This window comes from Dietzia sp. IBK-p2-15D, from assembly GCF_057773105.1.
Genome location: NZ_JBYMTK010000151.1, coordinates 1 through 219 on the forward strand (window position 1 = coordinate 1; position 219 = coordinate 219).

The 219-nt window shown below is 65.8% G+C and carries 1 pseudogene; it reads right to left on the reverse strand.

Annotated elements, in window-relative coordinates:
- Window positions 1-219: pseudogene (locus tag AC3DEV_RS17300) on the reverse strand (long-chain fatty acid--CoA ligase); the annotation flags it as partial.

The window sequence follows — 219 nt, forward strand, 5'->3', positions numbered from 1 at the left end:
GTGACCAGCGCCGCGATGTAGTTGCGGTTGTCGCCCACGACGACGGCCTGGCTGATCAGCGGATCGGACGAGAGCAGGTCCTCGATCTGCGACGGCGAGACGTTCTTGCCGCCGGCGGTGACGATGAGGTCCTTCTTGCGACCCGTGATGGACAGGTAGCCGTCGGAGTCCAGCTCGCCGATGTCACCGGTGTGGTACCACTCGCCGGTCCAGGAGTCC